This is a genomic window from Kitasatospora sp. NPDC058063 (assembly GCF_042885395.1).
In the GTDB taxonomy this organism is placed as follows: domain Bacteria; phylum Actinomycetota; class Actinomycetes; order Streptomycetales; family Streptomycetaceae; genus Kitasatospora; species Kitasatospora lactacystinica.
This window is the reverse complement of record NZ_JBHVSD010000002.1, coordinates 412,943-431,278: the sequence shown is the minus strand read 5'-3', so window position 1 is coordinate 431,278 and position 18,336 is coordinate 412,943. Positions and strand designations below refer to the sequence as shown.

Below are 18,336 nucleotides of genomic sequence, written 5' to 3'. Positions count from 1 at the left end.
CCGATGGCTACGGCTGACGCTGACAGCTGACGATCGACGGATGACAGCTGACAGATTTCGAAATCTGTCAGCTGTCATCCGTCATCTGTTATCCGTCAGCTGTCACCAGTCAGCCACCGGCGTGCGGCCGCTTGATGCCCAGAGCGGGCAGAACCGTTTCTGCAACCCGATGGGCCTCCTCCAGCAGCGGGTTGCCCGAGAGGATGAAGGTGTCGACACCCAGTGCCTCGAACTCCTGCAGGCGCTCGATCACCTGGGCCGTCGAGCCGACCACCGCCGTACCGGGCCCGGGGCGGAACAGGCTCATTCCCGGCCAGAGGTTGGGGTAGACCTCCAGCTCCCGGGCCCGCGCCGGCACCTTCCCGCCGTGCTGGCGGAACTGCCGCTGCCAGCCGACCCCGTCCTCCGCCTTCGCGCCACCCAGCTGGCGCGCGTACGTAGCCTCACCGGTGACATCCAGCAGCCGGTCGGCGGCGGCCCAGGCCTCGTCCTCGGTGTCGCGGACGATCAGATGCAGTCGCAGCCCGATCCGCACCGACCGGCCGTGGGCGGCGGCCCGCTCGCGGACCAGGTCCAGCTTCTCCTTGAGCAGGTGCGGTGGCTCTCCCCAGGTCAGGTAGACGTCCACGTGCTCGGCGGCCATCTCGATGCCGGCCGCCGAACTGCCGCCGAACCAGAGCGGGATGCCGCCGGGCTGCACCGGGGTCAGCTCGCGCAGGCTCGCACCCGCGTTCTTCAGCTCGTAGAACTCGCCCTTGTGGTCGAAGACTTCACCCGCCGTAAGACGCTTGACGATCGACCAGTACTCGCCGCTGAGCCGGTAGCGGTCGTCGTGCTCGACGTCCAGGCCGTACTCGCGCAGCTGCGCGGTCGAGCCGTTCACCACGTTGAAGCGCAGCCGGCCGCCGTGCAGGTGGTCGAAGCTGAGTGCCATCTTGGCCAGCAGGGTGGGTGAGACCAGCCCCGGGTGGACGGCCAGCAGCGGTTTGAAGGCCGGGGTGGTGGCGGCCGCGAGCGCGCTGCCGAGCGTCCAGACGTCGTACAGGTCGGTCGCGAGCAGCGCGCCGGTGTAGCCCAGTCGCTCGACGCTGCCCGCCAGTTGCTGGAGGTAGCGGAGGTCCACCGGGCGGCGGCCGGCCGGCTCCCAGGGGTAGTGCCCCTCGCGCGGAATGATGTACCAGAGGACTTCGGAGGCCACGGGTCAGACCGCCTTCGCGAGCGCGGCGGCCACCGGGGCCTCCAGGGCGGGGAGGTGGGCGTCGGCGACGGTCAGTGCCCGGTCGATGAAGCCCGCACCGTGGAAGATGTCCGCGGCTTCCTGCTGTTCGGCGACGAACCCGGCGGTGGCGGGCTCCAGCCGCCAGGGCAGCGCGACCAGCGCGGACTGCCAGTCGGCGGCCGCGCCGCCCAGTTCCTCGGCGGCGATCGCGGCGGCCTCGGCCGGATTGGCGGCCGCCCAGGCGTCCGCCCGGCGCAGGGCGGTCGCGATCGCGGCGACCACCTCGGGACGGCCGGTCGCGAAGTCCCGACGGGTGAAGAACACCGAACGGTCGGTGATGACGTCACCGGTGCGGATCAGCTCGCGGAACTCCCCGGTGCGGCGGGCGGCGGCGAGTTCGGCGCCCTGCGCGATCCAGCCGGCGATCTCGCCGTCGCGCAGCCGCCGGGCCTGGTCCTGGCCGGCCGCCGGGCGCTCCGGGGTGACGTCGTCGCCGTACGAAAGTCCCTGTGCGTGCAGGGCCTTGGCGAGCAGGTGGGTCTGCCAGGAGCCGACGGCGAGGACGACGGTGGCGCCCTTGAGGTCCGCGACCGTCCGCACCGGGCCGGAGTCCAGCACCAGGAGGGCGCCGTGGTCGGGGCGGGGTGCGGAGACGGCCGCGTAGACCAGGTCGTGGCCGGCCGCCTGGGCGGTGATCGGCGGGGTGGAGCCGGTCCCGCCGAAGTCGATGACGCCCTCGGCGAGCAGCGCGCCGGTACGGGTGCCGTCCGCGTAGTGGTGGAAGGCGCCGGTCTCGCCGAGCGGGGCCAGCTCCTCGTCCAGGTAGGGGAGTCGGGCGAGGTAGTAGAGCGACGGGTTGCTGGCGTGGACGCCGAGGGTGACGGTCATCTGGTCAACTCCGGTGGTGCGGGCTCGGTTGGTCGGAAGTCGGGGTGGATCGGGGGAAATCGGGAGGACAGCGGGGATTCTCGGGGACTGCGGGGAATCGCGGTGGGCAGTGGTGGATCGCGGGCGTCAGTGGACGCCGAGGTCGGCGAGCAGCCGGCGCCGCAGGTCGGCGAAGGCGGGATCGGCCGGGTCGCGCGGGCTCTCGACGGTGACGGCTTCGTCCCGGGCGAGCAGACCGTCGCGCAGCACCACGACCCGGTCGGCGAGCCGTACGGCTTCGTCCACGTCGTGGGTGACCAGCAGTACCGCCGGGCGGTGGCGGCGCACCAGGTCGCCGACGAGGTCCTGCATGCGCAGCCGGGTGAGCGCGTCCAGGGCGGCGAAAGGTTCGTCGAGCAGCAGGAGTTGCGGCTCCCGGACGAGCGCCCGGGCGAGTGCGACGCGTTGCGCCTCACCTCCCGACAGGGTGGCCGGCCAGGCCTCGGCGTGCCGCTCCAGGCCGACCTCGGCGAGCGCCTTCAGTCCGGTCTCCCGGGTCGCGGCGCCGCGCGGCAGGCCGACCGTGACGTTCGCCAGCACCCGCTTGGACGGCACCAGGCGGGGCTCCTGGAACACCACGGTACGGACCGGCGGGACGAGCACGGTGCCCCCGTCCGCCTGGTCGAGCGCCCCGAGGATGCGCAGCAGCGTGGTCTTTCCGGTGCCGCTCGCACCCAGCAGGGCGACGAACTCCCCACGGGCGATGGAGAGATCGACCCCGTCGAGTACCGCCCGGGTGCCGAACACCCGGCGCAGACCGCGCAGGTGGACAGCCGGGACCGTCTCCTCGGAGGCCGAGGAGGCCGAGGAGGCCGAGGAGGCCGAGGAGGCCGAGGAGGCCGAGGAGGCCGAGGAGGCCGAGGAGGCCGAGGAGGCCGAGGAGGCCGACAGAGAGGACGGGGAGGACGGGGAGGACGGGGAGGACGGTGATGACGGCGCGGAGGACGAGGACGTGGCGGTGGCGAACGTGTCGGCGGTCATCGGGCCGCTCCCTGGACGATCTGGCGCCACGGCATCAGCACGCGCTCCAGGACCCGGACGACACCGTCCGCGGCGAGGCCGAGCAGCCCGTAGATCAGGATGCAGACGGCGAGGACGTCGGTGCGCGAGTAGTTCTGCGCCTGGGCCATCAAGTAGCCGATGCCTTCGGTGGAGTTGATCTCCTCGGCGGCGATCAGGGCGATCACGCTGAGCGTCATCGACAGGCGCAGTCCGGACAGCAGCGAGGGCAGGGCGCCGGGCAGCACGACCGTGCGCACGATCGCCCAGCGTCCGAGGCCGAAGCTGCGCATCGCCTCGACCAGTTTGCGGTCGGTGCTGCGGACCCCACCCGAGGCGGACACGTACATCGGGAAGCTGGTGGCGACCCCGATCAGGGCGACCTTCGCGGTCTCGGTGATGCCGAACCACACCATGAACAGCGGGACGAGGGCCAGGAAGGGCACGGTGCGCAGGACCTGGATCGCGGAGTCGAGCAACTCCTCGCCGAGGCGGGTGAATCCGGTGACCACGCCGAGCACCAGTCCGGTGGTCGCGCCGAAGAACAGTCCGAGTCCGGCGCGGGTGAGGGAGACGGACAGGGCGTCGGTCAGCTGGCCGTTGCCCCACAGCTCCCCCACCGCCTGCGCAACCTGGGCGGGCGAGGCGAGCACGTCCTGGGTGAGCGCGCCGGTGGCGGAGGCGAGTGCCCAGCCGCCGAGCAGGGCAAGCGGACCGATGGTGCGCAGGGTCACGGCGAGTGCCCGGGGGCGGGGCCGGTGCCGCCGGCTCTGCGGGGCGACCAGGCCGGAGTCCAGTGCGGCCCGGGTGTCTTCCGGCGTGAACGGCCGGGTGGCGGTGGTCACTTGGCACCGTCCCCGAGCTTGTTGATGTCGATCAGGTACGGCTTGACGTCCACCAGTTGCTTGGTGACCTTCTGGTCGGCGAAGAACTGGGCGACCGTCCCGAAGCGGGCGATGTCGGCGTCGGAGATGGCGTCGGCCGGGGTGCCCTGCTTGCCGACGTTCACCGCGACGTCCTTCTCGACAGGGGTGACGGCGGTCGGGCCGGCGTCGGTGAACACGTTGAGGTAGCCGGCCGGGTCGGCCTTCTCCTTGGCGCCGTTCTCCCGCAGATAGGCGTAGAAGGCCTTCACCACCTCGGGGTGCTTGTCGGCGAAACCGTTGCGCACCGCCCAGACCGCGTAGTTGTCGGATCCCACCTCCTGGCCGTTGACCAGGAAGTGTGCACCGGCGTTGGCGATGGCGGGGGTCGAGAAGGTGTTCCAGGTCGCCCAGGCGTCCACCTGGCCGGAGTTGAAGACGCCGGAGGTCTGGTCGGCACGCAGGTAGACCCGCTCCACCTTGTCGGCCGGAACGCCGTTCTTCGCCAGTGCCTTGAGCAGCAGGTACTCGCTGGTGCCTCCCTGGGAGACGGCGACCTTCCTGCCGACCAGGTCCTGGACGGACTTGACGGGCGAGTCGTTCTTCACCAGGATCCCCTCGCCGACGCCGTCGGGCGCGGTCTGGGCGAACAGCTTGAAGCCGGGCTTCTGGGCGAGCGCGGCGACGGCCGAGGTGATCGAACCCTGGGCGATGTCCAGTTGGTCGGCGGAGAGGGCCTGGGCGGCGGGGGCGAAGGGGCCGGCGCTGCCGGTCCAGGCGACCTTGGCGTGGACCGCGGCCAGGGTGCGGTCCAGTGAACCGTCCTTCTTGCCGCGGGCCAGGAAGCCGTTGTTGCCGGGATCGGGCAGGCGGAGCACCACGTCGGCCTTGTCGCCGGCCCCGCCGTCGGCGGAGGCCTTGGCCCCGTCGGCGGAGGAGCCGCAGGCGGCGAGGGCGGCGGAGGCGAGCAGAGCGGTGGCGGCGAGGGCGGGACGAGGGGTCTTCACGGGGTCTCCAAGGGGGTGACAGATGACAGCCGACAGCTGACAACTTTCGAAATCTGTTAGCTGAATGCTGTTACCTGAAGTCTGCGATCCGCACGCCGCCGGCATCGGAACCCGCGCCCGGCGCCTCACCCGCACGCCGCACCCGCAGCAGCTCGCGCGCTGCGCGCAGCGGCTCCGGGTCGGCCCAGGCCTGGACGTCCACCGGCGCGGCAAGGAAGCCCTGCTCCCTGAGGAATCGTTCCTGCAACGCGAGCAACTCCAGCCGCTCCGCCGACAGGTCGAGCCGCAGGGTCCGGTGGCTGCCCGGCGCATAGGCTCCGGCGACGCCCTCGGCACCGGCACCGGTCTCGGCCCGCAGGATCCGGACCACCTCCTCCGGACGCTCCGCCGCCCAGTCGGCGGCCTCCAGCAGCACGGCGAGGAACCGGGCCACCAGCTCGGGGTGTTCGTCCAGCAGCCGCTGGTGGACGGTGATCGGCCGGGGCGTGCCGTTGTTGACCCGGGCCCGGCGGTCCGGCGCCGCGTCCAGTTCCACGGCCACCTCCGCACCGACCCGGCGGGCCGCCTCGACGGCGAGCGCCCCCTTCACGTACACCGCGTCCACCGTGCCGTCCCGCAGCGCGGCCAGCTCGGCGGACCACTGCCCGGCGCCCTCGGATCCGGGGACGTCCACCAGCTCGGCGTCCGCCAGGGTGAGGCCCGCGAGCCCGAGGGCGCCCCGGAGGCCGGCCAGCGCCATCGCCCGCCAGAAGTCGATGCCGATGTCATGATGTGGCACCGCCAGCCGCAGTCCACGCAGTTGCCCGGGTTCGGTGATGCCGCTGCCGGCCCGGACCAGCACCACCTGGCGCTCCTCGATCCAGGTGAGGCCGATCAGCCTGGTCGCCTCGCCGCGCGAACGGGCCCACAGCGCGGGGACGTTTCCGCCCTCCCGGAACAGACCGGTCAGCGCGTGGGTGTAGTGGTGGTCCGCGGCCACCTCGGGCGGTGCGTCCTGCAGCGAGCGGACCGCGATGCCGTCGGCGGCGAACTCACGGGCGAGCCAACCCTGATCGGCGGCGATCCCGGTCGCGGTGGGCACCGGGCAGCGGGTGAACCAGAGGGTGTCGGGAAGCGGGGAGACGTTCTGGGTACGACTGGACAACGGAGTTGGTCCTCTACGGGGGCTCCGACGACGGCCGGAGGAGCTCGGTATCGATGACCGCACGGAGGCCCATGAGGCCTGGTGCGCAAAGAAGTTGTGCGCCACGATGCAGGACGGCGGGCGGCGCGGGAGGGTCGGGCGGCGCGGGAGGGGTCGTTCAGCGACAACACGCACGGGAGGGGAGACACCGGTGGGACGTCACGGCGCTTCTCCTTCCGTGGAATCGGGACGGTCTCCGCCGAGGCCGAGTGGCCGTTCGACGCGATGCGAGGAGCGTTCCACGGCAGACGAGCCCGAAGCAAGCTTTTGCCACATCGTGGGATCAGTTGTTCATCAACGCCATTCCATTGCAACGTCGTCGACACATTTCCGCAGCACTGGCTGCCCTACGCTGAGACCGCCTCCGGCCGTCCGTCCGGAGTTCCGAACCGAAACGCGAGGTGCCATGGCCGAGGCCGCCACCGCCGTCCAGAGTCCGCCGGCCGGTGCGCAGGCCGTCCAGCGCGCGCTCGGGCTGCTGCACTGCTTCCACGACAACGGCCCCGACCTGAGCGCCTCGGACCTCGCACGCCGGATGGGCCTGTCGGTCTCCACGGCGCACCGGCTGGCCCGCACGCTGGTCAGCGCCGGATTCCTGGAGCAGGACGAACAGACCGCCCGCTACCGGCTCGGTCCCGCCGTCGCCGAACTCGGCCAACTCACCTTCCACCAGCGCGGGCTGCACCTGGCCGGGCCCGAGCTGGACCTGCTCTCCCGGCGCACCAAGGCGACCGCCGACCTGGCGATCCGCAGCGGCACCCACGCCGTGATCCTGGTCGGCGGTTCCGTCCGCCCGGACACCGGGCTGGGCCTGCGTCGGCCACTGCACTCCACGGCCCTCGGCAAGATCCTGCTGGCCTGGCCCCGCCCGGGCGAGACGGCGCCGGCGGCACTGGGACGGCTGCCCTCCTTCACCGACCGCACGATCACCGAACCAGCGCTCCTGGACGACGAGTTGGCGAAGGTCCGAGCGGCCGGGTACGCGCTCAACGACGGCGAGTCGGCCGCCGGGGTGCGGACGGTCGCCGTGCCCGTCCTCGACGGCGCCGGGCAGGCGCGGTTCGCCCTCGCGGTCCGCTCGACGCCCGCACACCTCACCGACGACCGGCTGGACTGGTTCCTCGGTCACGCCCGCGGCTGCGCCGACGCGCTCGCCGTCCTGCTGCTGCCGCCGGATCAGCGTTCCTGACGGCCCATCGGGACACGACGAAAGCGGCGGGCCGCCCGTCCACGTCCTGGACGAGCGGCCCGCCGCCGGGACCCGACGGTGGCGGCCGACCGGTGGGCGGCCCGCCGAGGGGACCGGACCGGTGGCCGCCCGCCGTCAGACCGTGGCCGGGGTGTACTTGTACCCGACCCGGCGGACCGTCACGATGGTGTCCCGGTAGGCCGGTCCGAGCTTGCGGCGCAGCCGGGCGACGTGCACGTCGACCGTCCGCCCGTCCCCGACGTGGCCGTAGCCCCAGACCGCGGAGACCAGGTGGTCCCGGGTGTGCACCCGCTGCGGGTGCTCGGTGAGGTGGGCCAGCAGCTCGAACTCCAGGTAGGTGAGGTCGAGCAGCCGCCCGTCGACGTAGGCGTTGCGCCGCTCGCTGTCGACGGCGATGCCCCGCTCGGCCGGGCGGACGTGACGGACCCCCGCGACGACGTGGGCGGCGGGCCCGCCGGTCACCGTCGGCGTGCCGGGAGCCGTGTGGGCCCCGGGGACCGGGTGCCCCCCGGAGAGGGCGGCGGCGCCGGAGAGGGCGGCGGCGCCGGCCGGAACGCCGGGCAGCCCGACGGTCCCGGCCACCGGGCTCTCGGCCGGCACCAGCACCAGGTAGCCGACCATCGGGCTGCCGTTCACGGCGCCGAACTGCGCGCCGAACTGGGCGAGCACCCCCTGCGGCAGCACGCCCTGCGGCAGGGCGGCGACGACGGCCGCCCCCTCCGGCAGCGCGGCGAGCAGCGCCTGGGGCACCTGCGGGACCGTCGCGCCGGGCTGCGCGGCGGCGGGGGCCGGGACGACGGCCGGGCGGACCGGGCCCGCCTGGGTCGGACCGGCGTAGGGCGGGCGGGCCTGGGGCGTGCGGGCCTGGGGCGTGCGGGTCGCCGCACCGGGCCATCGGTCGGCCCCCGGCGCCGGGGGGACGGACGGTCCGGCGACCCCGGACGTGCCGGGACCGGCCGCGGGGACAGCGGTGACCGGCGGGACGGAGCGGACCGCGCGCAGGTGCGGGGTCGCGGTGGGCAGGGGCAGGGTGGCCGTGGAAGAAGAAGACATGGTGTGCCGCTCATTTCGCGCGTGACGGACGGGGTGGAGTCGTCTGCGCGTCGACCGGGCGTACTGCCTGGGCTGGACCGAACCGGATCAGCGGGCGGAGGGCCGGGACGCGCTGGGCGAGCCGGGACACGTCTGATCGAACAGGTGCGGCTGCCGGGACGGCCAGAACGGCTCGAGGTCGGGGCGACCCCGTCGGCTGTCCACGGCGCGGCTCCCGCGCCCGTTCCACCGTCCGATCCGTCCGTCCGCGCGCATCGCGGGGGCCGACCCGGTCGTTCGGGTACGGTCGACGACGCCGGGGGCGGTACTGGGGCAGACGATGTTCACTGGTGGTCTCTCCGCTGGGCGGGTCCGGATGGTCGGCCGCGGGCACGCCGGTGGGGCGGTCCGCTACGGCCTGGTCGACGGGTGTCGGCGGTGCGTCGGGCGGTGGGCCGGGTGGGCCGTCAGCGCCGGGGACGCACCGGGAGGGTCAGGCCGGTCAGCGACAACACGCGCTGCAGGTCAGCGCGTGGTCGATGTAGCGGCGGACGGTGAGCGCCGGATCGGCGGCACCGGGCACGGCAGTGCCGGACACGAGGGCATCGGGCATCGGGGAGCCGGGCACGGCGGTGATGATGCGTCGTCGGCCGACGGTCATCCGGCTGCCCTCCCCCTTCGTTCTCCACACGGTGGCGCGCCGTCTCCGGCGCCCGCCGACGATGCCTCGCCGGTTCGTTGAAGGCCGTCCGCCGGTCGCAACGCCCGTGCGAACGGGGTGTTTCCGGCACTCCCGACGGCATGGCCGGGCGGCCTTCGTCCACAGAGCCTTCCACGGCCGGGCCGGTCTAGGCAACCTTCGGCACAGTGATCGTCCGGGATGCGGACGGTCGGGTGAGACGGCGGGCGGAACGGGCAGGTCGGCGCGCCCACCTGCCAAGTCCTCGCAGCACCGCCGTCGCCCGCCCGATGCACCGCCGCCGCACACCGATGCTCCACCGCCACCGCACGCCCGATGCACCACCGCCGCGCGGCCGACGTCGGGCCGGAGCCGAGTCGCCCTCAGGCGCCGACCGGGGCACGGCGATACGTGAGGGCGGCGGCGTGCTCGACCAGCGCGACGAGCAGGTCCTTGCCGTCCTGCCGCAGCCGCGCGTCGCAGAGCAGCACCGGGATGCCCGGGTCGAGGTCGAGCGCCTCGCGGACCTCGTCCGGCGAGAACCGCTCGGTGCCCTCGAAGCAGTTCACCGCGACCAGGAACGGAATGCCGCGCTGCTCGAAGAAGTCGACCGAGGGGAAGCAGTCGGCAAGCCGCCGGGTGTCCGCGAGCACCAGGGCGCCGAGCGCGCCGCGGGCCAGTTCGTCCCAGACGAACCAGAACCGGTCCTGCCCGGGCGTGCCGAACAGGTAGAGCGCGAGGCCCGGCCGCAGGTCGATCCGGCCGAAGTCCATCGCGACGGTGGTGGTGCGCTTCGCCTCCACGCCCGAGGTGTCGTCCACCGGACGGCCCAGCTCGCTGAGCTCCTCCTCGGTGCGCAGCGGCCGGATCTCGCTGACCGAGCCGACCAGGGTGGTCTTGCCCGCGCCGAAGCCGCCCGCGACCAGGATCTTCACCGCGACGGACGGGCCGCCGCGCCAGCGCGGGTCGTTGGCGTTCGCCGGGTGGGCCGCGGTGCCGTCCCGGTCGGGCGCGGTGCCGACCGGTCGGGGATGGGGGTCAGAGCGCACGGAGTCCATTGATCACGTCTCGGAGCAGGCGCTCGTCCGGCAGCTCGGCGAGCGGAACGGGTCGGGTGACGCTGATCAGCTCGGCGTCGTAGAGGTCGCCGAGGAGGACCCGCACCACACTGACCGGCAGGTCGGTGTAGGAGCCGAGCTCGGCGACGGAGAGCGGCTCGCGGCGGCACAGGGTGAGCAGCGTCTGGTGCTCCGGGTCGAGGACGTGCGCGGGCACGGCCCCCGCGACCGGCCCGGGCTCGACGGCGGTGACCAGCGAGATCAGGTCGAACAGCCCCTCCTCGACCGGCCGGGTCCGGCCGCGGGTCATTGAGTAGAGCCGCACCACCGGGCCGGCCTCGTCGTCGAACCAGCGGTCGTCGACCGGGGTGCGCGGCCGGAAGAGGTCGACCTCGGGCCCGTCCGGGTCCGCCTGCCCACCCTCCGCCGCCGCCCCCGGGCGATCCGGGCCGTCCGGGCCGCCGACACCGTCCGGGCCGTCGACCCCGGACTGGCCATCGACGCCGGCCGAACCCCCGGCACCGGCCGAACCGCCGACGCCGGACGGCCCGGCCGTGCCCACCGGCACCTGGGGGCCGTCCGACGTCTCCGGGCCGTCCGGCACATCCGCCTTCGGATCCGCCATCGGACCGCTCATCTCACCGGCGGGGCGGTTTCGGTGCGCGGCTCGGCGGCCATGTGCTCGCCGACCCGCTTGACCAGCAGCGCCATCTCGTACGCGATCTGGCCGATGTCCGCCTCGGCCTCGCTCAGCACGGCCAGACAGCTGCCGTCGCCGGCGGCCGTGATGAAGAGGAAGGCCTCGTCCAGCTCCACCATGGTCTGCCGGACGCCACCGACCTTGAAGTGCCCGCCGGCGCCCTTCGCCAGGCTGTGGAACCCGGCGGCGACGGCTGCCAGGTGCTCGGCGTCCTCGCGGTCGAGATCGCGGGAGGCACCGGTGGCCAGGCCGTCGTTGGAGAGGATCACCGCGTGCCGCAGGGCCGCGACGCGCCCCACCAGGTCGTCCAGGAGCCAGTTGAGGTCCCCTGACGACTGCATCGACGTGGTCATGAATCAGTTCCTTCCGCTGGAGCGGGTGGTGCGTGTGGAGCGGGTACAACGGGTGGTTCGGGTACGGCGGGTGGCGCGGGCGCGCCGGTGTCCGGGTTCCGGCGGACCGGCTGCCCGGGCGGCACCCGACGGGCGAGCGGTGCCCGGCCGGTGTCCTGCGGCGCGGGCAGCGCCGCCGGGGCGGGTGCCGGGGCGATCGCCCGCCGGGACCGGTCCGGCGGCTGCCAGGCCGGTACGGCGGTGGATCGCCCGTTCCCCCGTACGGCACGATCGTCGGGCGTGCCGGGACGATCCGTCAACGGAGCACCGGGGCGGTCCGCCGGCGCACCGGCGCGGCCGGGGGACGCGCCCGCACGGTCGGCCGGAACGGTGGCGCCGCGACCACGGGTGAAGCCGCGCTGGAACGAGGCGAAGGTCGCCCGGGCCTCCTCGGGCGAGCGGTCCCGGACCTCCCGGGTCTCCCCGCCGTCGCGGGGGCCCCGGCCGTCCCGGGTGTCCGCGGCCGACGCTTCCCCGGCCGCGCCGTCGGCTCCGGCCCCGTTGCGGAACCGTTCCTTCAGCTGCTCCGTGAGCTGATCCCTGAGCTGCGGGGCCAGGTTCGCCTGCCGGACCCGCCGGGGCAGGCCGCCGAGCGTGCGGGGTGCGGCGTCCACGGGCGCAGGCTCGGCCCCGGTCGCTCCGGCGACCCCGGCGGCCGCGACGGCCGCCTCGGCCGCCGCCACCGCGAGGTCCTCCCGCCGGTGCCGCCCCGTCCCCGGCCCGTCCTCGGTGTCCGCCACGGGCGCGGGGACCAGCACCGGCCCGCCCTTGCCCCGCGAGGCCCGGCGCGGCAGCCCGCCCGCCGTACGGCCCGACTCCGGCACGGACGGCCTCGGGCCGCCCGTCGTCCCGCGGTGCTTTTCCGCCTCGTCACCTACGGCGCCGGCGCCGGCTCCCGTACGTCCTTCGACCCCCGGTCCGGCCGAGGCACCTGCACCTGCACCCGCGGAGCCGACCGACCCGGACGCCGCCCAGGAGGCACCCCCCGACCCGGGCACGGCGACCAGGTCCCGCTGCCCGCGCCGGCCGCCCGCCGCGGCCCGCTGCCCGGCCGGGCCCGACTCCGGCTTCCCGTCGGGCGCCTCCGCGAGCAGTTCGCGCGGGATCAGCACGACCGCCGTCGTCCCGCCGTACGGGGAAGGCCGCAGGTGCACCCGGATGCCGTGCCGCCGGGCCAGCCGACTGACCACGAACAGGCCCAGCCGGTCGGTGTCGGCGAGGTCGAACTCCTGCTCCACGGCGAGGCGTTCGTTGATCTCGGCGAGCATCTGCTCGCTCAGCCCGAGGCCGCGGTCGTCGATCTCCAGCGCGAAGCCGTGCGCGACCACCTCGCCCTGAACGGTGACCTGGGTGCTCGGCGGGGAGAACACCGCGGCGTTCTCGACGAGCTCGGCGACCAGGTGGGTGACGTCCGCGACGGCGCTGCCGAGCAGGCCGGTGCCGGGGAACGGCCGGACGATCACCCGGGCGTAGTCCTCGACCTCGCCGACGGCCGCCCGGACCACGTCCACCATCCGGACCGGCTTGCGCCAGGCCCGCCCGGGCGAACCACCGGCCAGGATGATCAGGCCCTCGGCATGGCGGCGCATGCGGGTGGTGAGGTGGTCGACCTTGAAGAGGTCCTCCAGCTCGGCCGGGTCCTCGGTGCGGCGCTCCATGGTGTCGAGCAGGGTGAGCTGCCGGTGCAGCAGAACCTGGCTGCGCCGGGCCAGGTTGACGAACACCGCCGAGACCCCGCGCCGCAGTTCGGCCTGTTCGACGGCGGCTTCGACGGCGGCCCGCTGCACCGCGTTGAAGGCCTGGCCGACCTGGCCGATCTCGGCGTTCCCGAAATGCAGCTCGGGGGCCTCGGTGGCCACGTCCACCGGCTCGCCGCGGCGCAGCCGCAGCATGACGGACGGCAGCCGGGTGCCGGCCAGCTCGTCGGCCGCGTTGCGCAGGCCGATCAGCTCGCGGGCCAGGCCCCGGCCGATCCGGAACGAGATCATGATGGACAGCACCACGGCGACCAGACCGACCGCACCGGCGATGCCGCCGCGCCAGAGCATTCCGATCGCCGCGGAGCGCGCGCGCTCGTCCAGCCCGGCGGAGATCCGGCTGTTGATCGAGGCGAGGTCGCCGAGCGCCCGGTCGGCGGTCTCCCGCCAGGAGTCGGTGTTGAGCGCCTGGACCACGCGGTCGGGGCCGCCGGCGCCGACGAAGTCCGCTTCGGCCCGGGCCAGTGCGCCCCAGGCCTCCCCGCCGCGCAGCGCGGCGTAGTCGGACTGGTCGGCGGGCTCGAGCTCGGCGACGTAGACGGTGAACAGCGCCTGCTGGTTGTGCAGGGCGTCCAGCGCGACCTGGTACTGCTCGGCGGTGGGCCTGGCGGCGCCCGTGCGCAGGCCCTCCATCGCCGCGTCCTCCTGCGACAGGTACTCCCGGGCGCGCACCAGCTCGATCAGGATGGTGCCCTGACGGGGGAGTTGGCCGCTCTGCCGGGCGACGTAGGCGGACCGGAAACCGAACACCGGCTTGACCAGGTCGCTGTACTGGCCCAGCGCGAACTCCCAGTTCAGCGCGGAACGGCCGACCTGGGCGCGCAGCGGTCCGAGCTGGTCGGCGGCGGCGATGATCTGGACGAAGCGACCTCGCTGCGGGGCGGAGAGCTTGCCGCCGGAGCCGTCCTTCTTCTGCCGCAGCACGTCCAGGCTGCGGTCGGTGGCGGCCTTGGACCGTTCGTAGGCCTCCCTGGCGGTCGGCGACCGCGGGTCGGCCAGCCGCTGGACGGCGGCGCGGCGCTCGTTCTGCAGGTCGCCGGTGTACTGGTCGACCGGGCCCGCGAACTCCTTGTACGTACGGCTGATCCCGAGCTGGTTCCAGACGTCCCCGGTGGTGGCGATCGTCGCGTACGCCCACAGGGCCGTGAGCGCGACGATGGGCACCAGGAGCAGCGCGATGATCTTCGCGCGGATCGAGCTGCTGCGCAGACGCATGGAGTCCTCGGTCGGAAAGTGCCGGGCGCGGACGGGGAGCGGAGGGGGGAACATGGCGGGTCTTGGGAACGCTGGAGGGGTCGGCGGAGGGGCTCCCGGCCACAGGTCTGCGAGACTCTACTACGCCCTGACCACTCGTTCGAGGGGTGAACCGGTCCACCGACCGGTCTCGTCCCGCACACGTCAGAAACCGGTCACCCGTCCTCCGCTACGCATCCGGAACATCCGTCGATGCCCGGAATGCGGCGCCGGTACGGAGCCCGCGGCCTCCGCGATTCCTCCCCGGCGCCTCCCCCTCGCCTCCCCCGGGCCTCCCCGGGCGCGACACCACCGGAGGGGAGCCGTGCCGATCTCGTCGTGTCACCGCCACAACCCTGGGCAGTGACAGGGCGATCCGATAGTTTCGGCGCACCCCGTACCACCCGTACGACCGGCACCGAACTGGGGAGGACCGTGCGCGAGTTCACCACCCCCGCCCCGGCCGCGCCCGAGGCCACCGGAGGACTCGCCGACTCCCTCTACGACACCGCCGAGCGCACCCCCGACCTGGTCCAGCTGTCCTGGCGGGCCGGGGACGGGCAGTGGCAGGACGTCACCGCCCGCGAGTTCCGGAACCAGGTGCTCGCCCTGGCCAAGGGCCTGCTCACCCACGGCGTGCGCTACGGCGACCGGGTCGCCCTGATGTCCCGCACCCGCTACGAATGGACGCTGTTCGACTACGCACTCTGGTCGATCGGCGCCATCACCGTCCCGGTCTACCCCACCGCCTCCCCCGAGCAGGTGCGCTGGATCCTCGCCGAGACCCAGGCCGTGGCCTGCCTGGTCGAGGACGAGGACGCCGCGATGACGGTCGGCGCGGTCTGCGACGCGCTGCCCGACCTCACCGGCATCTGGCAGCTCGACCGCGACTGCGTCGCCGCGATCACCGAGGACGGCCTCGGAGTGCCCGACTCCCTGGTGCACCGCCAGCGCCTCGGCGTCGCCACCGGGAACATCGCCACGGTCGTCTACACCTCCGGCACCACCGGCCGCCCCAAGGGCTGCCTGCTCACCCACGCCAACCTGGCCGCCGAGGCCGACGCCCTGCTCGCCGGCTGGGGGGACGTCCTGCGCGACACCGGCGGCGGCCGCCCCGCCACGCTGCTGTTCCTGCCGCTCGCGCACGTCTACGGGCGGGCCGTGCAGATCGCGGCGATCCGCGGCGGCTTCCGGATCGGGCACGTCCCCGAGGTCTCCACCGACGCGCTGCTGCCCGCACTGGAGACCTTCCGCCCGACCTTCCTGCACGCCGTCCCGTACGTCTTCGAGAAGATCTTCCAGCAGGCCCGGCGGGCCGCGGAGGACGCCGGCCGCGGCGAACTCTTCGAACAGGCCCGGCAGGTGGCCGTCGACTGGGCCGCCGCCCGGGAGCAGAAGGCCTTCGGCCGCGGCCCCGGTCCGGGCGCGGCCCTGCGGCTGCGCCACCTCGCGTACGAGCGGACCGTCTACCCGAGGCTGCGGGCGGTGCTCGGCGGCCGGGTGCGCAGCGTGATGAGCGGCGGCTCGACGCTCCGGCGCGAGCTGGGCCTGTTCTTCACCGGCGTCGGCCTCCAGCTGTACGAGGGCTACGGGCTGACCGAGACCACCGCCGCGATCACCGCCAACCCGGCCGGACGGCAGAAGCTCGGCACGGTCGGCCGACCGGTGCCGGGCGCCTCGGTGGCGATCGCCGACGACGGCGAGGTGTGGGTGCGCGGCGGCTCGGTCTTCGGCGGCTACCTCAACCATCCGCAGTGCACCGCCGAGTCCCTGGTCGACGGCTGGTTCGCGACCGGCGACCTGGGCCGGCTGGACGAGGACGGCTACCTCAGCATCACCGGCCGCAAGAAGGACCTGATCGTCACCAGCAGCGGCAAGAACCTGGCCCCGGCGGCCCTGGAGGAGCGGGTCGAGGCGCACCCGCTGGTCTCCCAGTGCCTGGTGGTGGGCGACGACCGCCCGTACGTCGCCGCACTGATCACGCTCGACCCGGCGGCACTTGCGCACTGGCTGAAGACCCACGGGCGGGAGCAGTCGGACCCGTGGACGGTGCTCGCGGACGAGGAACTGCACGTGGAGGTCCAGCGTGCGGTGGCGGCCGCGAACACGGCCGTCTCACGGGCCGAGTCGATCCGCGCCTTCCGGCTGCTGCCCCGGGAGTTCAGCGAGGAGCAGGGGCTGCTGACCCCCTCGCTCAAGCTGCGGCGGACGGCTGTCGCCGAGTACTACGCGACGGACATCGAGGAGCTGTACCTGTCCTGAACCGGGCCCGTCCGCCGCGCCCCTGACGTGACGTCTTGTCCCTTGTCCTCCGGACATGGTGACTGCGAGTCGGCCGACCGGGACCGCCGGGTTCATCCGCCGTTCCCTTGACGGCCCCATTGGTCTAGTCCATTGTTGCGACGATCCGGGGTTCCGCATCCCGGAGTTCCACGTTCAGAATTCCTCGCTCAGAGCTCCACGTTCAGAGTTCCACGTTCAGAGTTCCACGGTCCGATTCCGCTCACGCTCTCCCCACGGGCGTGCCCCCACTTGCTGGAGTCCTCACGTGTCGATGTCCACGTGCCTGTCCACGCGCCTGTCCTCGTGCCTGCCCACGCGCCTGTCCGTGCTGGCCGCCTCCGTCGCGCTGCTCACCGGTCTCAGCGGTCTCACCGCACCCGCGGCCTCCGCCGCCGCTCCCCCGGCCGGCGGCCCGGGCACCCAGGCCGCGCCGACCGTCAACCTCGCCACCAACCCCGGCTTCGAGCTGCCTTCCCCCGAGCTCGCCGACTGGGGCAGCGTCCCCGGCTGGAGCTGCACCGGCGGACCGGCCGAAGCGTCCGTCAGCACCACCGCCCCGCACGCCGGCACCTCCGCGCTCACCGTCACCCCGGCGAACGCCGACTCCACCGGCGAGTGCGCGCAGACCGTCGCGGTCCGGCCCAACACCACCTACACGGCCTCCGCGTGGGTCCGCGGCAGCTTCGTCCACCTGGGCGCCACCGGCACCGGCAAGGACGTCGCCCCCGCCTGGACGGAGACCACCGGCGGCGGCTGGCAACGGCTGAGCACCCGGTTCACCACCGGCCCGAACGCGCGCAGCATCCGGCTGTACGTGCACGGCTGGTATCAGCAGGGCCCGTTCTCCGTGGACGACGTCCGGGTGGACGGCCCCGCACCCGCCCCTGCCGTGGCCGCCGGCTCCGTCCCCACCAACGACAGGGTCGTCTTCTTCACCGTGGACGACGGCTGGCAGCGCACCCCCGAGGCGGAACGGTTCATCACCGACCACCGGCTGCCGATCACCGCCTTCCCGCTGCCGATGCCCGCCGCCGCCGACCCGGCCTTCTTCCGGCGGGTCACCGCCGTGCCCGGCTCCTCGATCCAGGACCACAGCGTCTCCCACACCGACCTCAGCACGCTCCCGCTGGAGCGGCAGCAGGTCGAGATCTGCGACGCACGCGACTCCATGACCCGCCTCTTCGGCACCGCGCCGACGTTCTTCCGCCCGCCGTACTTCACCTGGAACGCCGACACCCTGCAGGCCGCCGCAAACTGCGGCATCCGCACCGTGCTCACCGCCGACGCGGACTTCAGCTGGGGTGCCGCCAACATCTGGCACCCGGGCCCGCTGCAGCCGGGCGACGTCGTGCTGATGCACTGGACCGACACCCTCGCCACCGACCTCCAGCGCGCCCTCGCCGCCGCCGACGCCGCCGGGCTCAAGCCGGCCGGCCTGGTCGACTACCTGCACTGACGGGAACCGTCCGGAGCCGCCGACGTGCACCGGACCCGACGCGCTCCGGGCCACGTGCCCCGGACCCGACGCGCCGCCGCCTTCGAGGGGAGCGGCGGCGCGTCGCCGCTCGCGGCCGGGGTGGGGCTCCCGCCTGGCTCGGCCCGGTGGCGGCTCAGCCACCGAAGACACCCCCGTCCCGACCGATCAGGCGCGCCTCGAAGTCGGCGGCGGAGGTGACGCCCCGGGCCGGTGATCCTGCTCGTTGACAGCGTGTCCGCGGCCTGGCTCTAATGGGGGCGTGCAGCGCGGCGCCGGCCAAAGAGCAGTAGGCCGGCCGGCAGCCGAGCCGGCACCTT

General features: G+C 73.8%; 15 protein-coding genes. 3 read left to right on the top strand and 12 right to left on the bottom strand.

Annotated features, from left to right (window positions below):
• Positions 1-109 precede the first annotated feature (109 nt).
• The 6 genes from ACFVUY_RS05605 to ACFVUY_RS05580 form a co-directional block, all read right to left on the bottom strand.
• Positions 110-1,198 carry an LLM class flavin-dependent oxidoreductase gene (locus ACFVUY_RS05605; protein ID WP_387727573.1) on the bottom strand — a complete coding sequence of 363 codons (1,089 nt, stop codon included), beginning with the start codon at positions 1,196-1,198 and terminating at the stop codon, positions 110-112.
• 3 nt (positions 1,199-1,201) lie between these two features.
• Positions 1,202-2,107, bottom strand: coding sequence for an ABC transporter substrate-binding protein (locus ACFVUY_RS05600; RefSeq protein WP_387727571.1), 906 nt, complete (start codon positions 2,105-2,107; stop codon positions 1,202-1,204).
• Positions 2,108-2,233: 126 nt separating this feature from the next.
• On the bottom strand, positions 2,234-3,127 hold the full coding sequence (locus tag ACFVUY_RS05595; protein ID WP_387727569.1) for an ABC transporter ATP-binding protein: 894 nt from the start codon (positions 3,125-3,127) through the stop codon (positions 2,234-2,236).
• The gene (locus ACFVUY_RS05590) at positions 3,124-3,990 is read right to left on the bottom strand and encodes an ABC transporter permease (protein WP_387685021.1); all 867 of its coding nucleotides are present in this window, start codon (positions 3,988-3,990) and stop codon (positions 3,124-3,126) included. Before ACFVUY_RS05590 ends, ACFVUY_RS05595 begins: the two co-directional genes overlap by 4 nt.
• Complete coding sequence (locus ACFVUY_RS05585) at positions 3,987-5,015, bottom strand: NrtA/SsuA/CpmA family ABC transporter substrate-binding protein (RefSeq protein ID WP_387727567.1); 1,029 nt, start codon at positions 5,013-5,015, stop codon at positions 3,987-3,989. Before ACFVUY_RS05585 ends, ACFVUY_RS05590 begins: the two co-directional genes overlap by 4 nt.
• Before the next feature lie 70 nt (positions 5,016-5,085).
• Positions 5,086-6,159, bottom strand: a complete 1,074-nt coding sequence (locus ACFVUY_RS05580) for an ABC transporter substrate-binding protein (protein ID WP_387727565.1) — start codon at positions 6,157-6,159, stop codon at positions 5,086-5,088.
• 445 nt (positions 6,160-6,604) lie between these two features.
• Between ACFVUY_RS05580 and ACFVUY_RS05575 the strand changes: the two genes are divergently transcribed.
• On the top strand, positions 6,605-7,387 hold the full coding sequence (locus ACFVUY_RS05575; protein ID WP_387685015.1) for an IclR family transcriptional regulator: 783 nt from the start codon (positions 6,605-6,607) through the stop codon (positions 7,385-7,387).
• Between the two features lie 135 nt (positions 7,388-7,522).
• Here ACFVUY_RS05575 and ACFVUY_RS05570 read toward each other — a convergent pair whose 3' ends face one another.
• The 6 genes from ACFVUY_RS05570 to ACFVUY_RS05545 all read right to left on the bottom strand — a co-directional run bounded on the left by ACFVUY_RS05570 (position 7,523) and on the right by ACFVUY_RS05545 (position 14,241).
• The gene (locus ACFVUY_RS05570; RefSeq protein ID WP_387727813.1) at positions 7,523-8,158 is read right to left on the bottom strand and encodes a winged helix-turn-helix domain-containing protein; all 636 of its coding nucleotides are present in this window, start codon (positions 8,156-8,158) and stop codon (positions 7,523-7,525) included.
• A gap of 784 nt (positions 8,159-8,942) precedes the next feature.
• Positions 8,943-9,101 carry a hypothetical protein gene (locus ACFVUY_RS05565; RefSeq protein ID WP_359898564.1) on the bottom strand — a complete coding sequence of 53 codons (159 nt, stop codon included), beginning with the start codon at positions 9,099-9,101 and terminating at the stop codon, positions 8,943-8,945.
• 401 nt (positions 9,102-9,502) lie between these two features.
• Positions 9,503-10,054 (bottom strand): ATP/GTP-binding protein, encoded by a 552-nt coding sequence (locus tag ACFVUY_RS05560; RefSeq protein WP_387685349.1) that lies wholly within the window; start codon positions 10,052-10,054, stop codon positions 9,503-9,505.
• A gap of 103 nt (positions 10,055-10,157) precedes the next feature.
• On the bottom strand, positions 10,158-10,802 hold the full coding sequence (locus ACFVUY_RS05555) for a DUF742 domain-containing protein (protein WP_387727563.1): 645 nt from the start codon (positions 10,800-10,802) through the stop codon (positions 10,158-10,160).
• Positions 10,803-10,810: 8 nt separating this feature from the next.
• Positions 10,811-11,230: a roadblock/LC7 domain-containing protein gene (locus ACFVUY_RS05550; RefSeq protein WP_049652175.1), complete on the bottom strand. Its 420-nt coding sequence runs from the start codon at positions 11,228-11,230 to the stop codon at positions 10,811-10,813.
• The gene (locus ACFVUY_RS05545; protein WP_387727561.1) at positions 11,227-14,241 is read right to left on the bottom strand and encodes a nitrate- and nitrite sensing domain-containing protein; all 3,015 of its coding nucleotides are present in this window, start codon (positions 14,239-14,241) and stop codon (positions 11,227-11,229) included. The genes ACFVUY_RS05550 and ACFVUY_RS05545 overlap by 4 nt, the downstream gene beginning before the upstream one ends.
• 453 nt (positions 14,242-14,694) lie before the next feature.
• Here ACFVUY_RS05545 and ACFVUY_RS05540 point away from each other — a divergent pair, with 453 nt between their 5' ends.
• Both ACFVUY_RS05540 and ACFVUY_RS05535 read left to right on the top strand, forming a co-directional pair.
• The gene (locus ACFVUY_RS05540) at positions 14,695-16,521 is read left to right on the top strand and encodes an AMP-dependent synthetase/ligase (protein WP_387727559.1); all 1,827 of its coding nucleotides are present in this window, start codon (positions 14,695-14,697) and stop codon (positions 16,519-16,521) included.
• A 292-nt stretch (positions 16,522-16,813) separates the two neighbouring features.
• Positions 16,814-17,998, top strand: a complete 1,185-nt coding sequence (locus tag ACFVUY_RS05535; protein WP_387727811.1) for a polysaccharide deacetylase family protein — start codon at positions 16,814-16,816, stop codon at positions 17,996-17,998.
• Positions 17,999-18,336 lie beyond the last annotated feature (338 nt).

Excerpts from the sequence above, each read along its gene's own strand:
- ACFVUY_RS05545 (WP_387727561.1), bottom strand. The coding sequence starts at position 14,241 with ATGCGTCTGCGCAGCAGCTCGATCCGCGCGAAGATCATCGCGCTGCTC.
- ACFVUY_RS05535 (WP_387727811.1), top strand. The coding sequence starts at position 16,814 with ATGTCCACGTGCCTGTCCACGCGCCTGTCCTCGTGCCTGCCCACGCGC.
- ACFVUY_RS05595 (WP_387727569.1), bottom strand. The coding sequence starts at position 3,127 with ATGACCGCCGACACGTTCGCCACCGCCACGTCCTCGTCCTCCGCGCCG.
- ACFVUY_RS05555 (WP_387727563.1), bottom strand. The coding sequence starts at position 10,802 with ATGGCGGATCCGAAGGCGGATGTGCCGGACGGCCCGGAGACGTCGGAC.
- ACFVUY_RS05550 (WP_049652175.1), bottom strand. The coding sequence starts at position 11,230 with ATGACCACGTCGATGCAGTCGTCAGGGGACCTCAACTGGCTCCTGGAC.
- ACFVUY_RS05600 (WP_387727571.1), bottom strand. The coding sequence starts at position 2,107 with ATGACCGTCACCCTCGGCGTCCACGCCAGCAACCCGTCGCTCTACTAC.
- ACFVUY_RS05575 (WP_387685015.1), top strand. The coding sequence starts at position 6,605 with ATGGCCGAGGCCGCCACCGCCGTCCAGAGTCCGCCGGCCGGTGCGCAG.
- ACFVUY_RS05565 (WP_359898564.1), bottom strand. The coding sequence starts at position 9,101 with ATGACCGTCGGCCGACGACGCATCATCACCGCCGTGCCCGGCTCCCCG.